The following is a 24,154-nucleotide window of genomic DNA, read 5'->3' on the forward strand; positions in this document are numbered from 1 at the left end:
AGTCTGCAAAACACAGCTTTTACAGCACGATGAACAAAATGTAATTCTAATTTTTCCGTGCTTTCTGTGTTTCCGTGGCAAAAAAAATCTTCGAGATGAGTTTAGTAAAAGCGAAAAAACATTTAGGTCAGCATTTTTTAACCGATAAGGGCATTGCCAATCGCATTGTAGAAAGCCTGGTGAATACTGAAAAGTACAACCAGGTTTTGGAAGTCGGGCCAGGAATGGGGATTTTGTCTGATTTTTTGTTGCAACGCGAAGACTTACAAACTTATCTAATCGATATTGACACTGAATCTTTCCATTTTTTAAATGAAAAATATCCGCAATTGGGCGATCGGTTAATTAACGGAGACTTTTTAAAACTAGATTTTGACGCCATTTTCCCGGATAAATTTGCCATCATCGGGAATTTCCCCTATAATATTTCATCGCAAATTTTATTTAAAATTTTAGATAACCGCCATAAGGTGGTAGAAATGGTGGGCATGTTTCAGAAAGAGGTGGCGCAACGTTGTGCTGCGCCAGCAGGCAACAAAGAGTATGGTATTTTGAGTGTTTTTCTTCAGGCTTATTACAAAATTGAGTATTTGTTTACCGTAAAACCAGGCACTTTTAATCCACCACCAAAAGTGCACTCTGCCGTGATCCGTTTAACGCGAAATGAGGTTGAAACTTTAGATTGTGATGAAAAATTGTTCTGGCGTGTAGTAAAAGCTGGCTTTAACCAACGTAGAAAAACCTTGCGCAACGCCGTTTCTGCAGTGATGCCAAAAGATAAAATGGACAATCACATCTATTTCGAAAAACGTGCTGAACAGTTAACTGTGGATGATTTTGTGAAGTTAACACAGCATGTAAGCGCTTTGATGCAACAAGAGTAAGGTCGGTATGTTATGATTTTTTGTCGCCGTTATCTTCGTACTGGCCATAGGATTGCTGCAACCGCCTTTTAATTTTCGAAATCAAGAAACGTGGCGCTAGCACTTTAACGCATTCTCCGAAACCTAAAATTTCGCGTTCCAATTCGTAATTTAAAACCACATCAATTCTAAAAGTTGTTGTTGTTTCAGTTTTTGTTAACACCACTTGCGAGGAATGTAAAGGCTTAGTTACCACATAAGGCGCATGATCGTTTGTAAATTCTAAAACCACTTTTTGCGCCCGGTCTCTGTCATTTTTTGTCACTCCGATCAAGTCATCATAATAGCGATCGAAATCTACGCCTTGATGAAGTACAAATTTTTCGTTAGGTAATTCCTGAGAATCAATTATTCTATCTAAAGCCAAATTTAAAATTCCAGGTCTTTTCTTTGCTTTGCAAATTAAAAACCACCTATTTCTGTATTCCTTCAATAAATAAGGATAGTAAATTCCTTGCTGCCCTTGTTGTGCTTTGAACGATTTATACTCAATTAACAACGATCTCTTATTTAAAACTGCCTGATACAATGGAGGAATACATTCTAATCCTTTTACCAACTTATTTCCTTCTAACTGGATGTTATTTCCGCTTTGTTTTGTGCTTTTATAAAGATTATTTTCCAGGCGGGCAATCATATCGCTCATTTCATCGAAATAGTTAAAGGCATTAAATTCTTTTAACACGCCAACAATTTCTTTCATTTTATTAACGTCAGCATTATTGATTGGGGCTTTAGTAATGCTGTAACTCGAGTCCGAATAGGCGTAGAATCGTTTATCTTGAACCACAATGGGAGCATTGTAACCCAACTTATCACTTCGCATCAATTGAATATCGCCTTGTATCGTTCGCTTACTAACGCCAGAAGTTATTCCCTCCAATTCGTAAAGCGTGTGTGCAACTTTTTCTATAATATCTTCAAGCGTCCACTTTCGGAAACGATTTTTCAGACAATCGTCAATGGTTTTGTATCGAATGAGCGCTAATTTATTTACAGCCATTTAAAGCAATTTTGATTTCTCGCTAAATATCTGATGCTTTAGCTTATCTAAATATAGAAAACTCTTTTGCATCTACGCAACCTAATTGCGCAATTGGTTGATGACAAAGTAACCAACGAAAATTTTATCATTCAATATCAAAGACTTAAGTGTTATTTCTAAAATATCTTCCATTGCGCAAATCCGATGCGCAGGTGGGAAACAACTTTGTAATGTCGCCCAGTGCAATATTATTAGTTAAGCTTTCGGATTTGTCCCTAAGCACCATTGCGAGGCACGATGAAAATCGACCCTCGCAATGACAATTTTTTTAAATAATGATATGATGTTAAGTGATAAAGTTCTTTGATTACATATAGAAATAGATATAAAGATATTCCGGTGTAAAAATCGGGATGGCAATATAGAGAGGTATCTATCCACAGTTGTGGGTTTTAAATAGCCCCAAAGTATGAGTGCCGTTGCATTTCATATTCTGATAGAGAGGAAGATGTATTGTCTAAACACGTTGTGTGTCGTGGGTTCGAATCCCACTTCCGAGCAATCGGAATAGTTCAGTCTGGTAGAATAACAACACCAAATATGCAGGTTCGAATCCTGCTTCCAAGTGATTGGAATAGCAAAAGGGTAATGCAATGGATTAGGGTTCCATCTAGAAAGAAGAGATACTTCAAATTTCTCAAACCAAAAGCGTTGCGAAATGCATTCTGCTCAAAAGATTTTAGAAATCTCAAAAGCAAGTTTGCTTTTTGCTTAGCAAGTAAAACGAAAAAGGTGCTGATTTAAAAATCGAATCTTCTGGCAGAAGAAAGCCATATTCAACAGAATATCGCCATAGCTAAAAGTAGATTTCATTTTTAAAAACAACCGGAAGCAATTTTCTTCCGCAGAAAACAAATGAATGTTTTCGCAATGCTTTTTAGAAGAATAAACAATTGAATAATTATAAATTTTAAACATCAAATAACATGAGAAAAATTACAATTAACACCAATTATGTTGCATTGGTGTTTAAAAAAGGAGAATTAAAAAGAGTATTATCAGCAGGTAGTTATTGGTTGGGCTTTGGCGAAACCATCACTATGTACGACATGAGCAAAGATTATGATTTCTCTGTCGCAGAATTGAATACGTATTTATTAAATGCCGACTTTGCCAAATTACTTTATTTGGTAAGCGTAGCTGATAACGAGTTGGCCTTGGTTTATCAAAACAAAAATTTTAAAAACGTTTTAAGAGCGGGCAGATATGCCATCTGGAAAGGTTTGTCGGAATACAGTTTTGTTAAAGTAGATATCAGCAAAATAGAAATTGAGGAAAACATCGATAGAAATTTGTTTGAAAAAGCTGCTTTGGTTAACTATATCAGGGCCTATAAAATTGAAGCTTACGAAACAGGTTTGTTATTTATTGATGGCAAGTTTGAAAAAGTGTTATTGGCAGGAAACTATGTTTACTGGAAAAATAATATCACTATACAAGTTTTGAAAACCGATATGAGACAATTAAACATGGAGATTACCGGTCAAGAGATTTTAACAAAAGATAAAGCGCAATTGAGAATGAACTTTACGGTTCAATACAAAGTGGAGGATGTTGTTAAAGCGTTGTTGGCGAATAAAGACTTTGAAAAGCAATTGTACATTACCATGCAATTGGCTTTGAGAGAGGCGGTAGGCTTATTAACTTTTGATGAATTGATGGAAAGCAAAGAAAAAATCGGAACATCGGTTTTGGAAAGCACCATTAACAAAGCAGAAGAGTTGGGCGTAAAATTGGCAAACGGCGGTGTAAAAGACATCATTTTATCTGGGGAGATTAAAGATATCATAAACCAAGTTTTAATTGCAGAGAAAAAAGCACAAGCCAACATGATTACCAGAAGAGAAGAAACTGCATCGACCAGAAGTTTGTTGAATACCGCAAAACTAATGGAAGACAATGCTATGTTATACAAATTGAAAGAGATGGAATACGTGGAGAAAATTGCAGAGAAAATCAATACCATTAGTTTATCTGGCAGCGGGCAAATTGTTGACCAATTGAAACAAATCTTCGTGAAGTAAATGTTTGTTAACCGCTCATAGAGTCGTCATTTCGACTGGAGCGCAGCGAAACGGAGAAATCTTTAAGGTTTGATGTGAAAACCAAATCGAAAGATTTCTCCACTACGGTCGAAATGAGGAAAAGGAGAAAAAATTAAATCAATTTTAGAAACCCTCGGCTAGGTGAACGATGCCTGCCGAGGTTTAGTTAGGGACAAAATGAAAACAGAAATAACAGGTAAAACCCTAAAAGCTTTAGGATATACCGAAGGAAAAATATTAGGCTTAGCATTGGAAATTTTGAAGGATAACTTTAAGGATGTGGAAGCTAATGAAGTTCAAAAATTATTGAAAAAAGTAAAAAATTATCCAGAGAGCTTTTTGGATGACGAAGTATTAGGTGTTTTAGCAACGGCATTAATTGAAGAAGCAAACCCTAAAGGCAATGGTACAATTGCATTAACTGAAAATGGTAAAAGCTATACTGTATTTGGTGAAGGCTATATTGAAGATGGTGCGAAAGATCAAATGAATATTGCCATGAAATTGCCTATTACGGAAGCTGGCGCTTTAATGCCAGATGCGCACCAAGGTTATGGTTTGCCAATTGGCGGCGTTTTAGCCACACGAAATGCGATTATTCCATATGGGGTTGGTGTCGATATCGGTTGCCGAATGGCCTTGAGTATTTTTGACATTCCGGAGAAATATTACTTTGGAAAGGATGCCATGTATAAACGAGAATTAATTGCGCATACTAAATTTGGCGCCGGGCAAAATTATAAAGGTGATGAAAGAGCAGACCATGAGGTTTTAGAAAACGAAGATTTTAATGCTAAGCCTTTCTTAAAAAATTTACACGGCAAAGCTTGGGCGCAATTGGGAACTTCGGGTGGCGGAAATCACTTTGCAGAATGGGGAATTATCGATTTCGCAGAGCGAGATGAGGTTTTGAACATCGATAAAGGACGTTATGTGGCCTTATTAACACACTCAGGTTCTCGTGGCTTCGGCGCAACCATAGCGGGTCATTACACCAAACTGGCGAAAGACATTTGTAAGTTGCCCAGAGAAGCGGTAAATCTTGCTTATTTAGGTCTGAACACAGCTGAAGGTCAAGAATATTGGATTGCCATGAACTTAGCCGGCGATTATGCTTCCGCTTGTCATGAGGTAATCCATAAAAGATTGACCAAGGCCATTGGCGCTAAAGTTTTAGCCAAGGTAGAAAATCACCATAATTTTGCCTGGAAAGAAACCCTAAATGGCGAGGAAGTAATCGTTCATAGAAAAGGAGCAACGCCAGCGGGCGAAGGCGTAATGGGGATTATTCCGGGAAGTATGACAGCACCAGGATTTTTGGTTAGAGGAAAAGGGGAATCCAGTTCTATCAATTCTGCATCTCATGGTGCAGGGCGATTGATGAGCCGTACAAAAGCCATCCAATCGATTACCAAATCTGACATGAAAGCCATTTTAAAAGACCATAACGTAACTTTAATTGGTGCAGGTTTGGATGAAGCGCCAATGGCTTATAAAGACATCAATAAAGTAATGGCAGCACAAACTGATTTAGTTGATGTGATTGCGAAGTTTGAACCAAAAATGGTTAGAATGGCGGATGATGGAAGTAGAGAGGATTGATTTGTAGGAGGGCTAAACCCAAAGTTATCAGTCAGGCCTTTAATAAAACCGCCCTATTCTCAATAAATGGAAAATAGGGCGGTTTATATTTTTATGCTACAATCTAACACTAAATATTCGCGTTCTGCAGTGGATAAAACTCAATAATATTATTCATTTTTTTGTCTTTCGCTTTCCCTGTCGGGTTAGAGACATTCAAAATACTAATATACTTTACCGGATCGCCAGTTGATTCGTAAACAACTACCTCCGAGTAATTCTGCTCATTGATTAATGAAGGATCATCACTCAAAACCGCAAAATTTTTATTATTTAATTCATTCAAAATTAAATTTTTATCATGTACCAAATGAATTCGGTTCTGTATTTTACGCTTTTTCATCCATTGATCGTTTATTTCTGAATAAGGTTTACTCACCTGACCGTTGAAAACAGTAAATATGATTCCACCTAAAATCACGATAAACTCTCCTGCCCAAATCAACCATAAAACCAGACCGCTTACCGTACCCATGCTCTTGATCTGAAAAGAACCTACTGCATTTAGGTTTACAATTTCTTGAAAAAGTATGTTAGGGTGTGTGAACAGAAAAAAGAAATCGCTGGCTAAAATTTTTAAATCAGCGCTGGTCAAATTAAAAGTGAATCCTTTAGCGCTGTAAATTAATGCATCGAAAAAAACCCATTGAACATAGAAGGCCAGTAATCCGCAAAAAATCGCGATGGATACAACTATTTTTTTATTTCGGAGTTTGCCAAGTTTTACCCCGAAATCAATACAAAAACCTAAGCTGATACCAAGAAGTAGCGCAATGATAGCGATAAACCAGATGTTAGGAATTAGCCTTCCAAGGATAATATAAATGAGCGGTAAGATGAAAGCTGATAAAATACCAATGACAAGCGTAATGAGGATTGCTGATGGCGAAGCATATCCCTGAGGAGTGTATTTGTTTTCCATAAAAGCGTTTAGATGAGATTTTTTATTTGAACACCCGAGCCAACCAATTGTTTGCCCAGGTGTTCAAATGTTTTATTTTAACTTACTTAAAGCCGTTTTAATCCGAGGTAGCATGTCTTTAATATCCTGCAAGGTGCAAGCACCCACCGATGCCCTGAACCAAGGCATGCTGTGTTCGTTTCCAAATGCTGAAAATGGAACCAATGCTGCTCCAGCCTCTTTAATTAGGTAAAAGTTTACATCTGCACTATCCTTTAAAAGCTGACCATCTTCAGTAGTTTTTCCGATGTAGTCGATTTTAATGGTGAGGTAAATTGCACCCATCGGTTCAACCGCGTCAACATTAAAACCTTCATTTTTCAACTCATTGAAGCCATTATAAAGCGCATTTAAGCTATCTTGAATTTGACCTTTAAAACTGGTTAAAAATGTATCTACCTGCGTTTTATCGTTAAAATAATTAGACATTGCAACCTGTTCGGCTTTTGGTGCCCAGGCACCCATGTGCCCAACCAATGCTTTCATTCTGTTAACAATATCTTCAGGACCAAAACCCCAACCTACACGCACACCTGTTGCAGCTAAACATTTCGAAGAACCATCTACGAAAACCGTAAATTCACGCATCGCCGGGCGTAATGAAACCGGATTTACATGTTCCTTGCCAAAAGTTAAAAGTGAATAAATCTGATCGTACATTAAATACAATGGCTTCTCATCCGCTTCGCGTGATGCATTTTCTTCTAAAATAACATCACATATCTCCGCTAAAGAATCCGCATCAAACATGGTTCCTGTCGGATTCAACGGCGAACAAAGCGCTAATAATGTTGCGCCTTTTAAATGTGGTTTCAATTGTGCTGCAGTTGGCATAAAGTTATGCGCTGCGTCAGTTTCTACCGCAATTGCCTTTGCCGATGTTAAGTGGCAATAGTGATTGTTATTCCATGATGGTGCAGGAAAAACAACTATATCACCTGGATCTATCAAAGCTAAATAAGTAGCATAAATCAATGGTCGAGATCCGCCTGAAACCAGAATACTATTGGTGTTGTATTCCAAACCAAATCTATCTTTCAATAGTTCAGAAACGGTTTGTCTCAACGGCAAAACGCCGTCGGCAGGCGGGTAATTGGTTTGATTTGCATGATAGGCATCTACGATTCCGGCTTTTAGTTCCGCTGGAATGGGATAGATGTTCGAATCAAAATCGCCGATGGTTAAATTGGCGATTGAAGCGCCTTTGCGTTTCATTTCATTAACCTCGTTACCAATTTTTATAATTTCTGAGCCTATTAATGAACTGGCTAGTACTGAAACTTTCATATATTTGAATTGATTGCTGAAATCAGCAAATTATAATGCTTTTATTATATTTTGGAGTTCTTTTTTATCAATACTACTTTCTTCTGATTTGTCATAAAGAGTCAACATATTGATAACAATTCCATTTAGGTTGTTTGATACTAAATAAGTTATTACCCTAAAACCTCCACTTTTGCCCTTATCTTTACTTTTAACAGCTAGTCGGATTTTGAAAAGACCGCCACCCAAATCGTTCCCTTGTTGAGGGTTCTTCAAAAGACTTTCTTCTAAACTGTAAAGGTCTTCTACTAACGATTGGTGCTTCTTTTTATAGATTTTTGCTTTTTTGATGAAAACTGCAGAATAGATAATGTTGGTAACCATTAAATATCCTTTAATGACAAAGATTTGCGATCACCTTGCTGCATCTCTTTAATTTCTTTTAAAGCTTGTGCGATTTCTTGAGTAATTTGACTTGTTGGTCCTGCTTTGACCTTAGCGCCAATCTTGCTAAGAAATTCTTTCACGAATCCAGCATCTTTATCTTTAATTTCAATTGTTAAAGTCGTCATAATTACAAAATTAGCAAAAATTATTTAACCAAATCTTCTATTGCTTTATTCACTTTCCCAAAGCCAAATTGTAACAAAATTGCCTGCATTCCTGCAGAAATTTGCTCATTACAAAGATTGCCGATGCTTCCTTCGTGTGTATGATTTATTTGGCCCGATGGTGCAAAAGTACCATTTTCTATCTGCTCGCCAACTATTTTGTAAGCTTCTCTAAAAGGAACCCCTTGCAACGCTAAATCGTTAACCACCTCAACACTAAACAAGTAATCGTATTTCTTATCTTTCAAAATATCATCTTTAATAGTGATGTTCTGGAACATGAAGGTCGCAATTTCCAAGCATTCGTTTAATGAGGTAATCGCTGGAAATAGGTTCTCTTTCAACAACTGTAAATCGCGATGATAGCCAGATGGAAGATTTGTAATCATCATTGCAATCTCGTTTGGCAAAGCCTGTATTTTATTGCAACGTGAGCGAATCAATTCAAAAACATCAGGATTCTTCTTATGTGGCATAATACTCGAACCGGTTGTCAGTTCAGGTGGGAAGCTGATAAATCCAAAATTCTGGTTAATAAACAGACAAACATCCATCGCCATTTTGGCTAGAGTTGCGGCAACAGCGCTCATAGCCTGCGCTAAAATCCGTTCCGTTTTTCCTCTACCCATTTGTGCATAAACCACATTGTAATTTAAGCTTTCGAAACCTAGCAATTCGGTGGTTAATGTTCTGTTTAAAGGAAATGACGATCCATAACCTGCTGCAGAACCTAAGGGATTTTTATTGGTGATTTTCCATGCAGCAAGCATTAATTCCATATCATCGGCAAGGCTTTCGGCGTAAGCACCAAACCACAAACCAAAAGATGATGGCATCGCGATCTGCAAATGCGTATAACCTGGCATCAACTTATCCTTGTGGGTATTGCTTAATTCGATGAGCAGATTAAACAAGGTTGATGTTTGCTTTACCATATCTTCAATGCAGGCACGGAAAAACAACTTCAAATCAACCAAAACCTGATCGTTACGCGAACGGCCACTGTGTATCTTTTTGCCTGCTTCGCCGATGCGTTGCGTTAACAACCATTCTACCTGCGAATGCACATCCTCAACGGTATCTTCAATAGTAAAATTCCCGGCCTCAATGTCAGCGTAGATATTTTTAAGTTCCTGTTGAACCGTTTTCAATTCTTCAGCGGTAAGCAGGTTAATAGTTTCCAACATTTGTGTATGCGCTAAAGAGCCCAAAACATCAAATTTTGCCATTTGTAAATCCAGTTCGCGGTCTTTACCTACCGTAAAAGTTTCCACGAATTTATTTACATCTATATTTTTTTGCCAAATCTTCATAATCAAACTTCGTCATTGCGAGGCACGAAGCAATCCCCTTTGTATGAAATTAAAAACACCTTACGATTCCTCCGCATTAAGAATGCTTCGTGCCTCGAAATGACGGATTTATTGTATCACTGGTTTCAACATATTCACGTAACCTTCAACACCTTCGGCAACCTCTTTTACGTATAAAAACTCATCTGCCATGTGCGAGCGACCAGAAAACCCCGGTCCACATTTTACTGATGGGATATCCAATAGCGCTTGGTCTGACGTAGTTGGCGAGCCATAAGTAGTTTTACCCAATGCTATTCCTGCCTGTACTACGGGATGGTTTTTATCAATCGACGATGGTTTCAAACGAATGGAACGAGGTGTAACATCGCAATCTACATTTGCTCTGATGATTTCTAAAACTTCCTCATTTGTGTAAGCATCGGTTACGCGAACATCAACTGTAAAAGTACAGTTTGCTGGCACCACATTGTGTTGAGAACCTGCATTGATAATGGTAACCGTCATTTTCAGCGGACCGAAAACTTCCGATACTTTAGGAAACTGATAATTCCTGAACCACTCAATATCTTTCAGCGCTTTGTAAATTGCGTTTTCTCCCTCTTCCCTAGCAGCGTGACCAGCTTTACCATGAGAAACGCAATCGATTACCAACAACCCACGTTCTGCAATGGCTAAATTCATTTCTGTTGGTTCGCCTACGATTCCAAATTCTAACTCACCTAAATCAGGCAAAACTAGTTCCAAGCCATTATTACCAGAAATTTCTTCTTCTGCCGTTGCGGCCAAACAGATGTTATATTTTAAATTCTCCTGCTCATAATAATATAAAAAAGTACCAATTAATGAAACCAGGCAACCACCAGCGTCATTACTACCCAAGCCAAATAATTTATCGCCTTCAATGGCAGCATCATAAGGGTCACGAGTATAGCCCGAGTTTGGTTTAACGGTATCGTGGTGCGAGTTCAGTAACACCGTAGGTTTACTTGCATCAAAATACTTATTATAAGCCCACACGTTATTCATTTTGCGTTGGGTTTTAATTCCTCGTTCTTCTAAAAACTGAGCAATTAAATTCGCTGTTCTGTCTTCTTCTTTGCTGAAAGACTGAATGCGAATTAACTGTCGCAACAAATCCAGACTTTCTTTTTGTATATTTTCTAATAACATAGTATCAAGTATTTAGTATTAAGTATCAAGATTTAGAGCCTAAACCTTTTACCATATACCTTTAACCTTCTTTAGTGTACAAATTTCCAGCTTTTAAAGCCGATAATTTTATACCTTTTATTAATGATGAACTAAAGCCATTATGCTCCATTTCGTTTAAGCCCGCAATAGTACAACCTTTCGGCGAAGTTACTTTATCTATTTCTGATTCTGGGTGTGTGCCATGTAATAATAGCAAATCAGCCGCTCCCTTAGCGGTTTGAACGGCCATTTTAAGTGCTTCATCGGCATGAAAACCAATTTCGACGCCGCCTTGGGATGCGGCTCTTATTGCTCTTAAAAAGAAGGCAATACCACAAGCACAAAGCGCCGTTGCCGAAGTCATTAAATCTTCGTTAATCTTCACAACAGAACCAACCGTTTCAAACATTTTAGTCACGTCGGCAATATTTTCTGCAGATGCGTTGTCGCTAGCCATACAAGTCATAGATTGCCCGATGGCAATGGCTGTATTTGGCATTACCCGAATCACTTCTACATCGTCTCCCAATTTTTCTCTAACCGCGGCACAACTCACACCCGAAATCACCGAAATTACAAGGTGTTTAGCTAAATTTATCGAGGACTTGATTTCATCTAAAACCGTATTTAACTGTTGAGGCAAAACAGCAAGAATTACGACATCAGCACTTGCAACCGCTTGGTTGTTATCGTTTGAAACTACAAAGCCTGCCGATGCGAAAGACTGCAAGTGGTCGATATTTCTTCTGGTAAGCGTAATGTCGCCAGCTTCAGCAAAATCGGCTTTTACCAAGCCTTTTGCTAAAGATAATCCAATATTTCCGCTACCAATTATGGCTATTTTTTTCATGTGGTTCGTTTTATTTGGTTCAGTTTATTTAAACTGATATTTATATTTTTTTGGAAAGCAATTGCAGTTTTTCAGTTAATGTCAGTCCTGCTATTCACTTCAATCTTTTTAAACTGATTGTCATGCTGAGGCACGAAGCATCTGCAACCGAAGACCAGATGCTTCGTACCTCAGCATGACAGCTTGTCGAAGTTGATGCTAAAAAAGTAATTCCGCTCCTATCAGTTTTATTTCACATCCGTTATTGCGAGGTAAGAAGCAATCCTAATGCACTATGTTAATAGCTAAAGATTTAAGATTGCTTCGTACCTCACAATGACGAAACCCTACCTCCCCTTTTAGAAGATTTAGAGGTTCATCTTCGTCCCGAAAGACCCTGCCGCAAGTTCTCCCAATTCATCAGCTTTACCAATATACACAGCAGAAACACCTTTTTTAATTGCTTCAAAAGCGTTGTGCAATTTAGGTATCATTCCACCTGCAACAGTTCCATCAGCTTTTAAACCTTCAAACTCGCTCGATTTAATTTCACGAACAACTGTAGCATCATCATTTACATCTTTCAAAACGCCCTTTTTTTCAAAGCAATATACCAAACGCGTTTCATATAAAGCCGACATTGCAACTGCAACAGCTGAGGCAATGGTATCGGCATTGGTATTTAATAATTGTGTATCTCCATCATGTGTAATTGCACATAAAACCGGTGTTAATCCAGCTTTTAACAAACTATCCAATGTAGTTGCAGAAACAGAATTTTCATCTAAATCGCCAACAAAGCCATAATCGATAACTTCTCCAGCTAATGGTCCCGGAGCTGCTCCGTGTGTTTTTGTAACAACAGGACGCTTTTTAGCTTTGATGATGTTGCCATCTGCTCCCGATAATCCAATTGCATTGCTGCCCTTAGCTTGTAGCTGGGCAACCATATTTTTATTGATCAACCCTGCATAAACCATCGTAACGATTCGCAAAGTTTCAATATCTGTAATCCGACGACCTTCAATCATTTTAGCTTCAATGCCTAAGCTCTCGCCCAGTTCAGTTGCAATTTTGCCACCACCATGAACTAAAATTTTATCTCCCGGCAGGGCCGTAAAATCCAATAAAAACTGATGCAGATTCGCAGAATTATCAATTACGTTTCCGCCTATTTTTATGATGGTTAGTTGTTTCATATATTCTTCTTTTTCGTCATTGCGAGGTACGAAGCAATCTTAATGCGCTACCTTATTTAGTCTAATGTCTCGAATAAATCTATCCATTCTGGATTCAAACCTTTTATTAGATTTATCTTTTGTTGTCTACTTCCCCCCTTTATACGTTTTTCTTCTGTAATAGCCTCTTCAATATTTGGAAAAAATTGAAAATAAACAAGCTTATAACATTTATACTTTGATGTGAAACTTTTAGGATAAACATTATTTTTATGTTCCCAAACACGATTTCTCAATTCAGAAGTAACCCCTGTATAATAGATATTGTTAAATACAGTTGTCATGATATAAACGCACCCACCTCTTTCCATAATATATAATCTGTTCACCGCGAGCCAGACAAATAATCTCAAAGCAACTTATAACCCATAGTTGTAAGATTGCTTCGTACCTCGCAATGACGGACTCATTTTATATTTCTTCCAACATCGCTTTAATTACCGCTTGTGCTGCCCATAAACGATTACCTGCTTCATGGATCACCAGTGAGTTTGGTCCATCTAAAATCTCAGAAGACAATTCCAAATCGCGACGAACAGGCAAACAGTGCATTACTTTTGCATCGTTGGTGAACTTCAGTTTTTCATTGTTCATCATCCAGCCATCAGGATAAGTTAAAACTTTACCGTATTCTTTATAACTACTCCAATTCTTCACATAAACATAGTCAGCGCCAGCTAAAGCCTCTTCTATATTATATTGGATATCTGCACCTGGCGTAAATTCTTCTGCCAACTCGTATCCTTCTGGCTGTGCGATGGTGAAATCAATCATTCCCTCTGCTTGTGCTTTGCACATCCATTCTGCAAATGAATTGGGAACAGCCTGAGGCAATGCCTTTACATGAGGGGCCCAAGCCAAAACTACCTTTGGTTTACGTCCATCTGGTTTTTTATTCCAGGTTTCATGGATGGTAATAATATCTGCAAAACTTTGTAACGGGTGACGTGTAGCGCTCTCTAAACTCACTACGGGAACAGCGCAATATTTAACAAATTTGTTAAAGAAATCTTCGCTATAATCTTCTTCGCGATTGTTTAATTTTGGAAAAGAACGCAAGCCTAAAATATCGCAATACTGACCCATCACAGCAGCAGCTTCACGAATATGTTCCACTGTCGACCCGTTCATGACCACACCATCCTGTGTTTCTAATGCCCAGCCTTCTTTGTCCAAGTTCATCACCATCACATTCATACCCAAATTTAAGGCAGCCTTTTGGGTGCTTAAACGGGTACGCAAACTTGGGTTCATAAAAACTAAACCTAATGTTTTGTTTTTACCCAAGCTTTGATGCGCATAAGGATTCGCCTTTAATGCCAATGCATCATTTACAAATTGTTTGATGCTCGGAACATCGTTTACGGAAGTGAATAACTTCATATTTTTAGGGTTAAAGGTTGAGGGTTGGAAGGTTGAAGGCTTACTAACCACTTACCTTTCTAAACTCAAAATTTATAACTACGATTTAATTTTATTTAAAGCTCTTGGCTATGCTAACTACCAGACCTTTCAGCCTTTCGCCTTCCTGCCTTCTATCTATTTCACCAACTTCCCAAAAGCTGCCAAAAATTCATCAGCATTTTCTTTTGTTAAATTCAAGGCTGGCAACAAACGAATTACGTTTGGTTTGGCCTCGCCGGTGAAAATATGATGTGTAAATAATAATTCTTTTTTAACATGGGCAAGTGCTTCTGGCAATTCAATTCCTATCATCAACCCACGGCCACGAACTTCTACAACTTGCTCAAATTTATTCAATTCTGAGATTAAATAGTTTCCAATATCCTCAGCATTTTTCATTAGATGATCTCTTTCCATCACTTCTAAAACGGCTAAAGCTGCAGCGCAAGCCAGATGATTGCCACCAAAAGTGGTTCCTAATTCTCCATGCCAAGGTTTGAATTTCGGCGCAATGGAAATTCCTGCTACTGGAAATCCGTTACCCATTCCTTTCGCCATCGTGTAAACATCTGCTTCAACGCCCGAATAATCATGCGAATAAAACAATCCTGTTCTACCATAACCGCACTGAACTGAATCGGCGATGTAAACCGCATTGTACTCATCGCAAAGAGAGCGGATTTTCTGCAAGAAACTTTTTGAGGCTTCTTTGATTCCGCCAACACCTTGGATTCCTTCTATAATTACAGCCGAAATTTCATCGCCCTGCGATCTAAAAGTTTCTTCAAGTGCAACCTCATTATTAAAAGGTAAGAAGATTACATTTTCGGTTTGGTTAACCGGAGCAACGATTTTCGGATTATCCGTAACTGCAACCGCTAAAGATGTACGTCCGTGAAATGCACCAGAAAAAGCAATCACTTTTTTTCTGCCATTGTAAAATGAAGCCAGTTTTAAAGCATTTTCATTTGCTTCTGCACCAGAATTAACCAAAAACAACTGAAAATCTTTCTTGCCAGAAACCTGGCCTAATTTCTCAGCCAATTGCGTTTGCAAAGGGATTTTAACTGAATTAGAGTAGAAACCAACTTTCTTCAATTGATCAGTTAAGCGACTTACATAATGTGGGTTGGTATGACCGATAGAAATCACAGCGTGACCGCCATATAAATCTAAATATTTTTGTTCGTTAGCATCCCAAACATTGCTGCCAGATGCTTTCGTAATTTCTATATCGTTAAGAGGGTAAACGTCGAATAAGTTCATTTTTTTTAAGGTTAAAGGTTGAGGGTCGGAAGGTTGAAGGTGCATAGTTTCATAACCTTTCTATTTTCCACCTCTCAAAAATTTTATAAATGCGATTAACATCGCTTTAATTTCATTGATGCTTTTATTAACGACAGCATATAAATCTTCGTTTATATAATTTAAATCCCGAATTAAAATAAAAGCATATTCTACTTCTTTAGCAGAACCAAGAGCATTATCAAGATAACTTGTAAAATCTTTATCTGTATTCTTGCCACTTCCCTCTACAATGTTTAAAGGAATTGAATAAGTAGCACGCCGGATTTGTTGAGTTAAGGCAAACTTTTCTTCATTAGGCATAATAGGCAAGATTTCCTTATAAACTTGTAAAGTAAATAGGTGTGCTTTTCTCCAAACGTCTAGTTTCTGATAATCTCTCATATCTTTAAATTTTTGCAGGTCTACATCCAAACCTTCCTGCCTTTCGCCTTCCTGCCCTCAACCTAAAAATAAGCTGCCTTTAAGCGCAAACCACTATTTTCTTCCAAGCCAAACATTAAATTCATATTCTGAACTGCTTGTCCGCTGGCACCTTTTAGCAGGTTGTCGATAATGCTGATGATGAATAATTTATTACCATGTTTTTCGATGTGAACCAGCACTTTGTTGGTATTTACAACCTGTTTTAAATCGATGTTTTTCCGACTTACGTGTGTAAAAGGATGGGAACTGTAATAATCTTCGTAGATAGTTTGAGCTTCTTCCAAGGTTAGATCACTTTCTAAATACATGGAGGCTAAAATCCCACGAGTAAAAGCACCACGTTGTGGGATGAAACTCAGCGCCTCCGAAAGTGTTGGTTGCAATTGCAATAAACTTTCTCCAATCTCATTTAAGTGTTGATGCTCGAAAGCCTTGTAAATGGAAAGATTATTATTTCTCCAGCTAAAATGCGAAGTAGTTGATAAGCTTTGTCCGGCACCTGTTGAACCAGTTGTTGCATTGATGTGAACTTCTGCATTGATCAAACCTTTTGCAGCCAAAGGCAATAAACCTAACTGGATACAAGTTGCAAAACAACCTGGATTGGCAATATTTTGCGCTGATTTAATCTGATCACGATTTAACTCTGGAAGACCGTAAATAAAGTCTTTAGTCTTAAGTCCTGAGTCTGGAGTCGAAAAACTAGCGTTTGCTGAAAGCCTGAAATCTTGAGATAAATCGATGATTTTAATATTATCGTTAATCGGGTTCGCTTCTAAAAACTTTTTCGCATCGCCGTGACCAACGCAAAGGAAAAGTACAGCCCCCTCCAAACCTCCCCCAGAAGGGGAGGCTTCAAAAAGTTCATCAAAATTTACGCTATCAGTAAAACGTAAATCAGTATCGCCAATTAAATCGGTATGTACATCCGAAATTAAATTTCCTGCGTTACTGGTGCTGTTAACGAAAGCAATTTCAACATTTGGATGATTAACCAAGATGCGTAGCATTTCGCCACCTGTGTATCCCGCACCACCAATTATTCCTGCTTTTATCATAAGTTTAAAGTTGAATGTGTAAAGTAAAAAGTTCGGGGCGCAAGTCTAACTTTCTTAATTAGCGAAATTAGCATTGCTTTAATTTCTCCCACTTCTTTTTCAAGTTCCAAAAATAATTTGCATCAATAAAGTTCAAATCTTTCGATAATAGAAGTTGATATTCTAATTCATGACTTGAGCCTAACGCGATTTGTAAAAAGTTTGCCAAATCTTTTTGCATAAATCTTCCGCAGCCTTCCGCAATATTCGTTCCTATTGATGAGGAAGAGCTTTCTTTTTATTTGACTAGTTAAGTTATATTCCTCGTCTTTATAAAATGTGGCAACCACAGCATAGATTCTCAAGGTAAACTAATGAGCCTTTTGCCATACCAACAATTCTTTATAATCCTGCATACAACTTTTAACTTTATACTTTTAACTCTGAACTTCAGAATTTACTTTATGCCAAATCATTACCTGATTGCCGAAGATTTTAGAGAAACCTTTAACATCCTCGCCGCTCCAGGCATTGTTCATTTCGCCGTAGCTGCCAAATTTATTGCTCATTAAATCGTGATTAGATTCAATACCGATAATTTGGAAACGATAGGGCAATAATTCTATAAACACTTTTCCACTTACTACTTTTTGGGTATCAGCTAAAAAAGCCTCAATATTCCGCATAATTGGGTCGTGGAACTGACCTTCGTGCAGCCAGTTACCATAGAAAGAAGATAATTGCTCTTTCCAGCTTAACTGCCATTTCGTTAACGTGTGTTTTTCTAGAGTATGGTGGGCTTTAATAATTAAAACAGGTGCCGCAGCTTCAAAACCCACACGGCCTTTAATACCGATAATGGTATCACCAACATGGATATCGCGACCGATACCGTAAGGTTGCGCAATAGCTTGTAATTTTTGAATCGCTCTAACAGGCTCCAAAGTTTCGCCATCAATAGCAACAAGCTCCCCTTTCTCAAAGGTTAATTCCAATCTACGCGAGTCTGTTTCACTCACCTGAGTTGGCCACGCACTTTCTGGTAAAGTTTCGTTTGAGGTTAGGGTTTCTTTACCACCTACCGAAGTTCCCCATAAACCTTTGTTAATTGAATATTGTGCTTTTGCTGCGCTGTATTCAACGCCATGTTCGGCCAGATATTCTATTTCCGCTTCGCGGGATAATTTCAAATCTCTAATTGGCGTAATGATTTCAACCTCTGGAATTAAGATGTTAAAAATCATATCGAACCGCACCTGATCGTTTCCGGCACCGGTGCTTCCATGAGCGACATAATCAGCTCCGATTTCTCTGACGTAGTTTGCAATTGCCGTCGCCTGACTCACACGTTCGGCACTTACAGAAAGTGGGTAAGTAGCGTTTTTTAATACGTTTCCGAAGATTAGATATTTGATGCAATCATTATAATAACTTTTCGTTTCATCTACCACAGCATGAGATTTCACGCCTAAAGCATAAGCTCTTTTCTCTATTTCTTGTAATTCTTCATCAGAAAAACCACCAGTATTTACAATAACCGAGTGAACTTCCAAGTCGCGGTCTTGAGCGAGATATATACAACAAAATGAGGTATCTAAACCTCCGCTAAAAGCTAAAACTACTTTTTTCTTCATTACTTATTAAATAACAGGGTAAATAAAAACATCAATACTTTGAAGCCAGATTTTGGCTTAGGTTTAACAACTAAACGTTGCTTGATGCGCATAAAACGCTCATATAATTTGGGTTTTTTCTGTAATTCTTCGGCGAATTTCTTTGCAGCATCGTGCTTTTGAGTTGCGGGATCGTAAAGCATGGCAGTACACATGCAGTTTTTACGCTCCTTCATTTTCAAAATCTCGAAATTGACACAGCTTTGGCAGCCTTTCCAAAATTCCTCATCCTGGGTTAATTCAGAATAAGTAACTGGTTCGTAACCCAAATCTGAATTGATTTTCATCACAGCCAAACCAGTGGTTAAACCAAAAATCTTTGCTTTAGGGTATAAAGCTCTCGATAATTCGAAAACCTTCTCTTTGATGGCGTGTGCTAAACCTGCTTTTCTAAATTCAGGAGATACAATGAGGCCGGAGTTAGCCACAAATTGACCATGACTCCAGGTTTCGATATAGCAAAAGCCAGCCCATGTACCATCTTTATGGAATGCAATAACGGCTTTGCCTTCTTGCATTTTATTGGCAACGTAGTCAGGAGAACGTTTTGCAATGCCTGTACCACGTGCTTTAGCAGATTCGGCCATCTCGGTTACGATTTGTTCTGCAAATACACGATGTTCAGGAAGTGCGACCTGCACTATAAATTCGTTAATATCCATTCGTTTTCTAACGAAAAATTATAAGTATTCTTGTTAATTGGGTTTTTAGAGAGGATCAATTCCTCGTTACGTTTAGTGGAGTACTAAATACGTGGAGTGAAATTTTGCCGGCTTGTGGGATAATAAAATACGGGCTGAAAACGATTGATAAATAAACTTTCACCAGCAACCAGGTGGGCTGTGAAACTAGAAAGTTTATGTAAAAATTGTTTAATCATTTCTTGCGTATTAAAACGGCTTTAACTCTATTGAGGTGCAAAGGTTTAAATAATAATTGAGTTCCACAATATTTTTTAACTTTTTTACATTTTTTTACTAATCAGTGCAAACAAAAAATCCCGAAAAGATTCGGGATTTTAGTTTTATTCTTTCATGATACCTACTGAAACTCTTGTTCCATCTAAGAAGAAGTTGAGCTTCGATGGATTAGCATTTGCGGGCACCTGAAACTTCCATACCGCTTCGGTTGAAGCTTCGGCATCTGGTTCGGTACTTCCGCTTTCTTTACTTCCCGGAATCGATGTGCCATTGTCAAGTTGTAATCTCGCATCAGATGCTGGAATTGAAAAATACTTTTTGGCATCGAGAGTACTTTTGTTAGTCACCAATAGTTTAACAGTAAGCTCTGCCCCGGTCGATTTTCCTTCTGCATCTTGCAAATTAACAGCACTTGCCTCCACAACTTTAACAAGCGCTTCTTTCGCCTTACCTAAAACTGCAGTATCTGGCGAAACGGTGTAAGCAATCGTTTCAGGACCGTTTTCTGCTTTATCACCATGCTTGATAATGGTTTCGCTTTTGGTGATGGTCGTGTCTGCATCAGCAGTCTTATCTTTTGAAGTACCGCCACACGACGAAAGCGCAATCATTCCTAAGGAGATTAGCGCAAATTTTGAGATGTTTTTAATCATTGTTTTAATATTTGATGGTTAGACGAAATTATAATCGCAATAAGTATTTAATGTTAAGATTATTAAATGGTTAAATAAACTTTAGATGAACAACTACATCGATTTTTTGTTTTCGAGGTATTTAATATCAAACCATATTTTTCACAAAAATTAACATTGTTAAAATCTATAGGGAAAGTTTAACAAGCATTAACACCATTTAACAACCACAGAAGCCATTAACTTCAATCTTTGCATTTGCTGTAGCGAATTGGTTTTCGATGCCGTTTAAATAGTAATCGTTTATATAATTTAAAACCTTAAAAATTGATGAAAACATTTTCCCTATCCTCATTCAGAACATTAGCCTTCGCTCCCATTATTTTTCTATTGATTTTAACAACCTTTAGTGCTTGCAAAAAAGAAGAAACAGCCAGTTCCGTAAGTTATATTCGGGTAGTTAACGTAGCACCTACTTTAGCCACCTACTATCCTTTTTTAAATAGTGCATCAGTAAGTTCGGCAGCATTACCCTACGGTGGATCCACTGCTTTCGGACCGGTATCGGCTGGCGTTAGCAATTTAAAATTTACAACTGAAAACACTGCCGAAAGTGTACTAACCAAAAGTTTTTCGCTTACTGCCAGTACTTACAACAGTTTTTATTTAATTAACAAACCAGGTTCGCTGGATGGGTTGCTGATCACTGACGATTTAAGTCTACCATCAGCAGATAAAGCTTATGTCCGTTTCATTAATTTATCGCCTGATGCACCAGCACTCGACCTCGCTAAAACCGGCGAAACCACTATGTTGATCAGCAATAAAAATTACAAAACTTCAAGTGGATTTATAGCAGTTTCTCCAGGCACCTTTACTTTCGATGCAAAAGAAACTGCAACTGGTAAAACGAAAGTTGTTTCAGAAAATACAACTTTACTGGCCGGCTACCATTATGATATTATTTGTGGCGGTTTAGCAAATCCGGCAAATGATACTGAGCGCTCACTTAATTTATTCGTATTAACCATTAAGTAAAGATTTTTACCCAAAAAACCATAGTTCAAAGGATTGTCGGCTAGCTGACAGTCCTTTTTTATTTTTGTATGATGCGCTAGTTAACTTACTTCAGATCAAAAAAGTAGTGCCTACTAAATGTTAAAACTCGCCAACCTTATTTAGAATTGTTCAAAATAATTTGGAAAATAAATTTTTGTGCTGTTATTTTGCGGCTGTTTAGAATTAATCCAAATAAATTTAAGATGCGCAAATTTGAACTTTTCGTTTTAACGTTTTTACTCGCTACACTCTCATTAACATCCTACGCTCAACAATTTGGCACTATTAAAGGTCTCGTAACCACTTCAAATGGTAAACCTGCAGCCTATATTTCAGTTGGACTTACAGGTAAAGGACAAGGAACAATCACCGACGAAAGCGGGAAATATACCATAAACCGTGTAAAGGCGGGCAGTTATACCATTAAAGCTTCCGCAATAGGGATTTCCCCTTCCCAAAAAACAGTGAATGTTGTAGCCGGAGAAACTGTTTCAATTGATTTTTCTTTGCAGGAAAATGATCAGGCCCTGGAAGAGGTAACGATTGCCGGCATTAATAAAAAATATAAAATAAGCTTGCCCTCCGCTACTTTAAGGCTAAATGAGCCTTTGCTGGAAGCCCCTCAAAACATCCAGGTAGTGAGTAATCAAGCCATTAAAGATCAGCAGTTGATTAGCATGAGTGATGGGGTATTGAGAAATGTAAGTGGCGCGGTGCGTTTAGAGCATTGGGGCGATTTATACACCAATATTACCATGCGTGGCTCGCAAATTCAAGCCATGCGCAACGGGTTTAATATTGTTTCTTCGTACTGGGGCCCATTAACTGAAGACATGAGTTTTGTCGATCACATTGAATTTGTTAAAGGTCCTGCTGGTTTTATGCTGGGCAACGGAGATCCAAGTGGATTGTATAATGTGGTGACCAAAAAGCCTACAGGTTTAAACCAGGGTGAAGTTTCGTTTACAGCTGGCAGCTACGATTTGTTCAGAACAACTGTTGATTTGGACCACAAACTCACCTCGGATGGAAAATTTTTATTTAGGTTAAATGCGGCTGCACAAAGCAAGGGATCATTTAGGCCATACGAAGAAAACAACCGCTTCAGTTTTGCCCCGGTTCTAAGCTATCAAATTACACCTAGCACTAAATTAACAGCAGAATATACTTTGCAGAACGCAAAAATGACTGAAGTAGGTTCATATTATCTATTTAGCACTACAGGTTATGCAACTTTACCGAGAGATTTTACGCTCACTCAACCTGGCGTACAGCCCACCCGCATAAATGACCAAAGTTTAACCCTAAACTTACAACAACAATTGGGTCAGAATTGGAAATTAACAGCACAAGCTGCTTATTATAAATACTTACAAATGGGCTCTAGTTCCTGGCCATCAGCAGTATATCCTAACGGAACATTGATAAGAAATGTAGGAATCTGGGATGCATCAAGCTCAATGAAACTGGCCCAGGTATTTGTAAACGGAACAGTGAAAACCGGAGGTATCGTTCATAGAATTCTTGCAGGCTTCGATGGAGGGAAGAAGGGATACATGGCAGATTTCGGTCAGTCACATGATTTAGACCTTCCAGATTCGCCATTCAGTCTGGCAAATCCTAATTATGGATTTCCATCAAATGGATATCCGAATTTCGACAGAAACACCAGTCTTGAGCAAAGAGCAATAGCTGGCGGAGGTTTAATTGATCAAAAATATTTAAGCGGTTACGTTCAGGATGAGTTGGGTTTTTGGGAAAATAGGATTCGTTTAACACTTGCTGGCCGTTATACTTATGTAAGTCAATCGGCCTGGGGTGCTGCGCCAGATAAAGCCAAACATGTTACGCCAAGAGTGGGTTTAAGTGTTTCGGTTGATAAAAATACTTCCATTTATGCCGTTTATGACGAGGCTTTTACACCTCAATCTGGCTTGTTGCGTGATGGATCTACACCAAAACCGATCACCGGAAACAACAAAGAAATCGGGATTAAAAAAGATTGGCTTGATGGCCGTTGGAATACTACGCTATCTGCATACCGAATTACCAAACAAAATGAACTTGCTGCCGATCCGTTTAACCAGGCAGGAGAAAACTATAGTATTGTTGTTGGCGAAAAACAAGCCCAAGGGATTGAATTTGATGTTCGTGGAGAGATAACAAAAGGATTAAACCTGATTGCGAATTATGCTTATACCGATGGTAAAGTTACTGAGGTAGCCGAAGGCGCTGTAACGGATGTTCTTTTCGTAGGTCAAGTGGTACCGGGCTTTGCAAAACATACCGCTAACGCCTGGTTAACCTATACTTTGCAAAATGGAGCATTAAAAGGTTTTGGTATCTCAGGAGGATTTACCTACCTGGCCGATCGGGCTACCGCGAATTTTAGCCCTACCAATCCTGAGCAAAACCTACCAGATTATTTCAAATTGGATGGAGGTTTATTTTGGGGAAACAAGAAGTTGAAAGTCAACGCCAATGTTTTCAACATTCTTGACAGATATTTGTACAGCGGTTCCTATTACACGGGCTACTGGAATGCGCCAGATTATAATCAGCCAGCTTATTCATGGCAAGCCGAAGCACCAAGAAATTTCAGAGTTAGCGTAGCCTATAAATTTTAATCAGC

General features: G+C 38.2%; 23 protein-coding genes and 1 tRNA gene. 6 read left to right on the forward strand and 18 right to left on the reverse strand.

Annotation, left to right across the window (positions count from 1 at the left end):
- The first annotated feature begins 95 nt into the window (after window positions 1–95).
- On the forward strand, window positions 96–884 hold the full coding sequence (rsmA, locus tag ASE92_RS15730) for a 16S rRNA (adenine(1518)-N(6)/adenine(1519)-N(6))-dimethyltransferase RsmA (protein WP_056851217.1): 789 nt from the start codon (window positions 96–98) through the stop codon (window positions 882–884).
- A gap of 10 nt (window positions 885–894) precedes the next feature.
- Here rsmA and ASE92_RS15735 read toward each other — a convergent pair whose 3' ends face one another.
- On the reverse strand, window positions 895–1,926 hold the full coding sequence (locus tag ASE92_RS15735; RefSeq protein WP_056851066.1) for a YafY family protein: 1,032 nt from the start codon (window positions 1,924–1,926) through the stop codon (window positions 895–897).
- Between the two features lie 542 nt (window positions 1,927–2,468).
- On the opposite strand from ASE92_RS15735, the gene ASE92_RS21200 reads away from it, so the two are divergent.
- The 3 genes from ASE92_RS21200 (at window position 2,469) to ASE92_RS15750 (ending at window position 5,615) form a co-directional block, all read left to right on the forward strand.
- Window positions 2,469–2,532: transfer RNA gene (locus ASE92_RS21200), tRNA-OTHER, on the forward strand.
- A 362-nt stretch (window positions 2,533–2,894) separates the two neighbouring features.
- Window positions 2,895–3,992 carry a slipin family protein gene (locus ASE92_RS15745; protein WP_056851068.1) on the forward strand — a complete coding sequence of 366 codons (1,098 nt, stop codon included), beginning with the start codon at window positions 2,895–2,897 and terminating at the stop codon, window positions 3,990–3,992.
- Window positions 3,993–4,190: 198 nt separating this feature from the next.
- Window positions 4,191–5,615, forward strand: coding sequence for an RtcB family protein (locus ASE92_RS15750; protein ID WP_056851069.1), 1,425 nt, complete (start codon window positions 4,191–4,193; stop codon window positions 5,613–5,615).
- Between the two features lie 109 nt (window positions 5,616–5,724).
- Here the strand turns inward: ASE92_RS15750 and ASE92_RS15755 are convergent, their stop codons facing one another.
- The 17 genes from ASE92_RS15755 to ASE92_RS15835 form a co-directional block, all read right to left on the reverse strand.
- Window positions 5,725–6,576: a hypothetical protein gene (locus tag ASE92_RS15755; protein ID WP_056851070.1), complete on the reverse strand. Its 852-nt coding sequence runs from the start codon at window positions 6,574–6,576 to the stop codon at window positions 5,725–5,727.
- 72 nt (window positions 6,577–6,648) lie between these two features.
- Window positions 6,649–7,902 (reverse strand): pyridoxal phosphate-dependent aminotransferase, encoded by a 1,254-nt coding sequence (locus tag ASE92_RS15760; protein ID WP_056851071.1) that lies wholly within the window; start codon window positions 7,900–7,902, stop codon window positions 6,649–6,651.
- Window positions 7,903–7,932: 30 nt separating this feature from the next.
- The gene (locus ASE92_RS15765; protein WP_056851072.1) at window positions 7,933–8,265 is read right to left on the reverse strand and encodes a type II toxin-antitoxin system RelE/ParE family toxin; all 333 of its coding nucleotides are present in this window, start codon (window positions 8,263–8,265) and stop codon (window positions 7,933–7,935) included.
- Complete coding sequence (locus ASE92_RS15770; protein WP_056851073.1) at window positions 8,265–8,453, reverse strand: hypothetical protein; 189 nt, start codon at window positions 8,451–8,453, stop codon at window positions 8,265–8,267. The genes ASE92_RS15765 and ASE92_RS15770 overlap by 1 nt, the downstream gene beginning before the upstream one ends.
- A 20-nt stretch (window positions 8,454–8,473) precedes the next feature.
- Complete coding sequence (gene argH / locus ASE92_RS15775) at window positions 8,474–9,805, reverse strand: argininosuccinate lyase (protein WP_056851074.1); 1,332 nt, start codon at window positions 9,803–9,805, stop codon at window positions 8,474–8,476.
- Between the two features lie 108 nt (window positions 9,806–9,913).
- Window positions 9,914–10,978 carry a M20 family metallo-hydrolase gene (locus tag ASE92_RS15780; RefSeq protein ID WP_056851075.1) on the reverse strand — a complete coding sequence of 355 codons (1,065 nt, stop codon included), beginning with the start codon at window positions 10,976–10,978 and terminating at the stop codon, window positions 9,914–9,916.
- A 61-nt stretch (window positions 10,979–11,039) separates the two neighbouring features.
- Entirely contained in the window at window positions 11,040–11,849 is an 810-nt protein-coding gene (gene proC / locus ASE92_RS15785) for a pyrroline-5-carboxylate reductase (RefSeq protein ID WP_056851076.1), read from the reverse strand.
- 347 nt (window positions 11,850–12,196) lie between these two features.
- Window positions 12,197–13,027 (reverse strand): acetylglutamate kinase, encoded by an 831-nt coding sequence (gene argB, locus ASE92_RS15790; protein ID WP_056851077.1) that lies wholly within the window; start codon window positions 13,025–13,027, stop codon window positions 12,197–12,199.
- 56 nt (window positions 13,028–13,083) lie between these two features.
- Window positions 13,084–13,377 (reverse strand): GIY-YIG nuclease family protein, encoded by a 294-nt coding sequence (locus ASE92_RS15795; RefSeq protein ID WP_056851078.1) that lies wholly within the window; start codon window positions 13,375–13,377, stop codon window positions 13,084–13,086.
- 100 nt (window positions 13,378–13,477) lie between these two features.
- On the reverse strand, window positions 13,478–14,449 hold the full coding sequence (locus tag ASE92_RS15800) for an acetylornithine carbamoyltransferase (RefSeq protein ID WP_056851079.1): 972 nt from the start codon (window positions 14,447–14,449) through the stop codon (window positions 13,478–13,480).
- Window positions 14,450–14,605: 156 nt separating this feature from the next.
- Window positions 14,606–15,736: an aspartate aminotransferase family protein gene (locus ASE92_RS15805; RefSeq protein WP_056851218.1), complete on the reverse strand. Its 1,131-nt coding sequence runs from the start codon at window positions 15,734–15,736 to the stop codon at window positions 14,606–14,608.
- Window positions 15,737–15,796: 60 nt separating this feature from the next.
- Window positions 15,797–16,159, reverse strand: a complete 363-nt coding sequence (locus tag ASE92_RS15810) for a four helix bundle protein (RefSeq protein ID WP_056851219.1) — start codon at window positions 16,157–16,159, stop codon at window positions 15,797–15,799.
- Window positions 16,160–16,221: 62 nt separating this feature from the next.
- A complete protein-coding gene (gene argC / locus ASE92_RS15815) occupies window positions 16,222–17,259 on the reverse strand; it encodes an N-acetyl-gamma-glutamyl-phosphate reductase (RefSeq protein WP_056851080.1) in 1,038 nt (345 codons plus the stop codon).
- Window positions 17,260–17,326: 67 nt separating this feature from the next.
- Window positions 17,327–17,479, reverse strand: coding sequence for a four helix bundle protein (locus ASE92_RS21545; protein WP_235527377.1), 153 nt, complete (start codon window positions 17,477–17,479; stop codon window positions 17,327–17,329).
- A 196-nt stretch (window positions 17,480–17,675) separates the two neighbouring features.
- Window positions 17,676–18,872 carry an argininosuccinate synthase gene (gene argG, locus ASE92_RS15825; RefSeq protein WP_056851081.1) on the reverse strand — a complete coding sequence of 399 codons (1,197 nt, stop codon included), beginning with the start codon at window positions 18,870–18,872 and terminating at the stop codon, window positions 17,676–17,678.
- A complete protein-coding gene (locus ASE92_RS15830; RefSeq protein ID WP_056851082.1) occupies window positions 18,872–19,573 on the reverse strand; it encodes an N-acetyltransferase in 702 nt (233 codons plus the stop codon). The genes argG and ASE92_RS15830 overlap by 1 nt, the downstream gene beginning before the upstream one ends.
- Window positions 19,574–19,935: 362 nt before the next feature.
- Window positions 19,936–20,484: a hypothetical protein gene (locus ASE92_RS15835; protein ID WP_157255766.1), complete on the reverse strand. Its 549-nt coding sequence runs from the start codon at window positions 20,482–20,484 to the stop codon at window positions 19,936–19,938.
- 309 nt (window positions 20,485–20,793) lie between these two features.
- Here ASE92_RS15835 and ASE92_RS15840 point away from each other — a divergent pair, with 309 nt between their 5' ends.
- Window positions 20,794–21,501 (forward strand): DUF4397 domain-containing protein, encoded by a 708-nt coding sequence (locus tag ASE92_RS15840; RefSeq protein WP_056851084.1) that lies wholly within the window; start codon window positions 20,794–20,796, stop codon window positions 21,499–21,501.
- A gap of 224 nt (window positions 21,502–21,725) precedes the next feature.
- A complete protein-coding gene (locus ASE92_RS15845) occupies window positions 21,726–24,149 on the forward strand; it encodes a TonB-dependent receptor (protein ID WP_056851085.1) in 2,424 nt (807 codons plus the stop codon).
- The last annotated feature ends 5 nt before the right edge of the window (window positions 24,150–24,154 follow it).

Origin of the sequence: Pedobacter sp. Leaf41, assembly GCF_001422545.1 — a bacterium.
Classification (GTDB): domain Bacteria; phylum Bacteroidota; class Bacteroidia; order Sphingobacteriales; family Sphingobacteriaceae; genus Pedobacter.